The organism is Actinomadura geliboluensis (assembly GCF_005889745.1).
Classification (GTDB): Bacteria; Actinomycetota; Actinomycetes; order Streptosporangiales; family Streptosporangiaceae; genus Spirillospora; species Spirillospora geliboluensis.
Map to the genome: position 1 here is coordinate 1 of NZ_VCKZ01000573.1, position 4,609 is coordinate 4,609.

3 protein-coding genes and 1 pseudogene are annotated in these 4,609 nt (G+C 73.7%); 2 read left to right on the forward strand and 2 right to left on the reverse strand.

The window, feature by feature from the left end; translation table 11 throughout:
- Together ETD96_RS41580 and ETD96_RS41585 are read right to left on the reverse strand one after the other, a co-directional pair.
- Window positions 1–129, reverse strand: a pseudogene (locus tag ETD96_RS41580) (ATP-binding cassette domain-containing protein); the annotation flags it as partial.
- Between the two features lie 187 nt (window positions 130–316).
- Entirely contained in the window at window positions 317–691 is a 375-nt protein-coding gene (locus ETD96_RS41585) for an FKBP-type peptidyl-prolyl cis-trans isomerase (protein WP_138641977.1), read from the reverse strand.
- Window positions 692–824: 133 nt separating this feature from the next.
- Between ETD96_RS41585 and ETD96_RS41590 the strand changes: the two genes are divergently transcribed.
- Together ETD96_RS41590 and ETD96_RS41595 are read left to right on the forward strand one after the other, a co-directional pair.
- On the forward strand, window positions 825–2,864 hold the full coding sequence (locus ETD96_RS41590; protein WP_138641978.1) for a hydantoinase/oxoprolinase family protein: 2,040 nt from the start codon (window positions 825–827) through the stop codon (window positions 2,862–2,864).
- Window positions 2,861–4,609: hydantoinase B/oxoprolinase family protein (locus tag ETD96_RS41595; protein ID WP_138641979.1), on the forward strand; the 1,749-nt coding region annotated here is incomplete at its 3' end. The genes ETD96_RS41590 and ETD96_RS41595, both read left to right, overlap by 4 nt.

Genomic DNA, 4,609 nt, shown 5'->3' on the forward strand with positions numbered 1-4,609 from the left:
GGCCTTGGTGCCGACGTCGATGCCGCGGGTCGGCTCGTCCACGATCAGCACGGTGGGCTCGGTGGCGAGCCACTTGGCGAGCACGACCTTCTGCTGGTTGCCGCCGGACAGGACGCCGACGGCGTCGGTGGGGTCGGTCGGTGTCGGGGTCGGCGAGGCACGGTCTACGCGGGACGCGCCGCGGCGGCGCCGGAGCGCGCGTCCGCGGCGTGGCCGATGACGGCGGCGTTCGGCGCCGGCGGAGCGGTCGCCCTCGCCGGCGTCGCGCTCGGCTACCTGCTCGGCCGCCGCGCCCGCCGCTGAGCCGCGCGCGCTCCTAGCTGACGGCGACCAGGTCGACGACGAAGATGAGCGTCTCGCCCGGCTTGATCGCCGGGCTCGGGCTGCGGTCGCCGTAGGCCAGGTGCGGCGGGATGACGAGCTTGCGGCGCCCGCCGACCTTCATGCCCTCGATGCCCATGTCCCAGCCCTTGATGACGCGGCCGGAGCCGAGCTCGAAGTCCAGCGTCGAGCCCCGGTTCCAGGACGCGTCGAACTCCTCGCCGGTGGACCAGGACACGCCCACGTAGTGCATCGACACCTGCGACCCCTTGGCCGCGGCGGGGCCGTCGCCCTCGGTGACGTCGGTGATGTCGAGGTACTGCGGCGGCTGTCCCTCGGGGAAGTCGATCTCGGGGCGTTCAAGCGCCATGAAAGGGCTCCAGCATTTGTCGTCCGATGGAAAAAGCTCAGCCTAGCCCCACGCGCCTTCACGAAAGAACGACGCGCCCGTTGGCAGATTGCGACGGTTTCCCTGGTGGCCGCCGTCCGGTAGACCCTTCACCATGGCGAGGCGGCTGCGGATCGGGATCGACACGGGCGGGACGTTCACCGACGTCGTCGCGCTGGACGAGGGCGGCGGGCTCACCACCACCAAGACCCCGTCCACGCCCGCCGACCCGGCCGAGGGCTTCGCGGCCGGCGTCGCGAAGGTGCTGCGGCTGCTCGGCGCCGGGCCCGAGGACGTCGCGGCGCTCTCGCACGGCACCACGGTCGCGACCAACCGGCTCCTCGAAGACCGGATCGACGACCTCGGGTTCATCACCACCGAGGGGTTCGAGTCGGTCCTGGAGATCGCGCGGCAGAGCGTCCCGGACGGCTACGGCAACAGCTACTTCTGGGTGAAGCCGCCGCGGATCGTCCCCGTGCACCGGGTGCGGGCGGTCGGCGGGCGGCTCGACCACACCGGCGCGGAGATCCGCCCGTTCGACGAGGCGTCGGCGGTCGCGGCGGCCCGCTGGTTCCGCGAGCAGGGGATCCGCGCGATCGGGGTGTGCTTCCTGCACTCCTACGCCGACCCGTCGCACGAGCTGGCGATGCGGGACGTCCTGCGCCGCGAGCACCCGGACGCCGTCGTGTCGCTGTCGTGCGAGGTGCTGCGCGAGTACCGCGAGTACGAGCGGTCGGTGACGACCCTCGTGGACGCCGCCGTCAAGCCCGCGATGAACGGCTACCTCGCCCGGATCGCCGAGCGCGTCGCGTCCCGCCTGCTGGTGATGAAGAGCAACGGCGGCGTCCTGTCGGCCGACGAGGTCGCCCGGCAGCCCATCACGACGGTGCTCTCGGGCCCGGCGGCGGGCGCGCTCGGCGCGGCGTTCGTCGTCGCGCACAGCGGGCACGGCTCGGTCGTGACCCTGGACGGCGGCGGCACGTCCACCGACGTCGCCGTCGTGCTGGACGGCGAGCCGACCCTCACCACCGAGGGCGCCATCGGCCGCCACCCCGTCAAGATCCCGATGATCGACATCGTGACGGTCGGCGCGGGCGGCGGCTCGGTCGCGTGGCGCTCGCCCGAGGGCGCGCTGAAGGTCGGCCCGCGCAGCGCGGGCGCCGACCCCGGCCCGCTCTGCTACGGGCGCGGCGGCGCCGAGGCGACGGTGACCGACGCGCACGCCGTCCTCGGCCGCATCCCGCCGCACCTGCTCGGCGGCGAGGTCCCCCTGGACGTGGACGCGGCCCGCGCCGGCCTCGGCGCCCTCGCCGCCGACCTCGGCCTCCCGCTCGAACGCGCCGCCGCCGGCATCCTGGAGATCTCGGCGTGGAACCAGGCGAACGCGATCCGGCAGATCACCGTGAAGCGGGGCCTGGACGTCCGCGACTACCCGCTCGTCGCGTTCGGCGGCTCGGGGCCGCTGCTCGCCTGCCGGCTGCTGGACGTGCTCGGCCTGCCCGCCGCCGTCGTCCCGGAGAACCCCGGCAACCTGTCCGCGTTCGGCCTGCTCACCGTGGACGCGAAGAACGACTACGTGCGGACGCGGGTCGTCCGCGACGCCGAACTCGACCCCGCGCTGCTGCGCGACGGCTACACCGCCCTGGAGGCCGAGGCTTCCGCCGCGCTGGCCCGCGAGGGCTTCCCGGAGGGCGACCGCCGCTTCGCCCGCTCCGCCGACCTGCGCTACTACGGGCAGGCGTTCGAGGTGCGGGTGCCCGCGCCCGCCGGGACCCCCGGCGAGGCGTTCCGCGCGGAGGTCGTCCGCCGGTTCCACGACGCCCACGAGGCCCTCTACGGCTACTGCTACCGCGACGACCCGCGCCATCCGGTCGAGTGGGTCAACCTGCGCGTCTCCGGCATCGGCCCGATCGAGCGCCCGCGCCTGGCCGAGCGCCCGCCGGGCGACGGCGACCCGTCCCGCGCCCGGACCGGCACCCGGCGGGTCCACTTCGACTCCTGGCAGGAGACGCCGATCTACCGCAGGGAGAAACTCGCCCCCGGCGACCGGATCGAGGGGCCGGCGATCATCGAGGAGTTCGGCTCCACCGTCCCGCTGCACCCCGGCTTCACCGCGCGGCTCGACGGCTACGGCAACCTGGTGGTGACGCGATGACCGACCCGATCCTGCTGGAGATCGTCGAGGGCACCCTCGCCTCGGTCGAGCGCGAGGTGGAGACGGCGATCGCCCGCACCGCCCGCTCGCCGATGATCCGCGACGCGCACGACTTCCGCGCCGGCATCCACGACCGCCGCCTCCGCAAGCTCACCGGCCGCTCCTACTCGGCGCTCGTCCAGCCGATCGCGCGCGACTTCCCCCTCGGCGGCATGCGTCCGGGCGACGTGTTCTTCCACAACGACGTGTACCTCTCCGAAGGCGGCATCGGCCACCTTCCGGACCTGTGCGTCACGGTGCCGGTGTTCCACCAGGACGAGGTGGTCGCGTTCGTCCAGGCGTTCGGCCACCACGACGACATCGGCGGCGCCGTCCCCGGCTCGATGCCGAGCCACGCCCGCAGCGCGTTCGAGGAGGGCCTGATGGTCCCGCCGATCAAGCTGTGGGACCGGGGCGTCCCGAACGAGGCCGCCCTCGCCATCATGACCCGCAACTCGCGGATGCCCGACTCCCTCGCCGGCGACCTGGACGCCGAATGCTCGGCCTGCCTGATGGGCGCCCGCCGCCTCGGCGAGCTGTTCGCCCGCTACGGCCGCGCCGCCGTCGAGGACTGCTTCGACGCGATCATCGACCGGACCACCGAGACGTTCCGCCGCGAACTCCTCGCCAAGATCCCGGACGGCACGTTCACCTGGGAGGACTACGCCGAGCACGACGGCGTCGACCCGCCCCTCCTGCACGCCCAGCGCATCACCCTCACCGTCGACAAGGCGGCCGCCGTCCCCCTCGTCATCGACTTCACCGGCACCTCGCCCCAGGCCAAGGGCCCCATCAACCACGCGGGCGACTACGCCGACGGCGTCTTCCTGAAGAAGTGGCTGGCGCCCGTCCTGCGGAACCTGGCCGACACGCCCGAGCGCGCCGCCGAACTCGACGTCAACGAGGGCGTCGTCCCCCTCATCGAGATGCGCTTCCCCGAGAAGGGCACCCTCCTCACGCCCGTCTTCCCGGCCCCGACCAACGCCCGCACGTTCGTCATCCTGCGGCTCCTCGGCGTCCTCGCGGGCGTCCTGGCGAAGGCCACGAACGGCCGGATGCCCGCCGACCAGGAGACGATCCGCTACACCGGCGTCTACGGCGAGGACGACCGCGGCCCGTACCTCATGCGCGAGGTCCTCGGCGGCGGCTCCGGCGGCCGCTACTACGCCGACGGCGAGGACACCATCCACGTCGTGCCCGACTCCCGCAACATCCCCGCCGAGTTCGCCGAGGCCCGCTGGCCGTTCATCGTCGAGCGCCTCGGCCTCGCCACCGACTCCGGCGGCCCGGGGGAGCACCGGGGCGGCCTCGGCTACGACAAGCACATCCGCATGCTCCGCGACGCCCACTACATGTCGATCGCCGACCGCTCGATCCTGTCCTGCTGGGGCGTCAACGGCGGCCGCGCCGGGCGCCCCTTCCGCGTCGACATCGACGGCGAGGGGATGGACGGCCTCGTCGACGACCACCCGGTCAAGGCGGGGCAGACGATCCGCATCCGGACCACCGGGGGCGGCGGCTGGGGCGACCCCCTGAACCGCGACCCGTCCCGCGTGGCCGCCGACGTCCGCGACGGCAAGGTCTCCCTCGAAGGAGCCCGCGACGACTACGGCGTAGTGCTCACAGACGGCGAAGTAGACGACGAGGCCACCACGACCCTGCGCGCCCGCCTGCGCGCCGACCGCGGCCCCGTCCCCTTCTTCGAC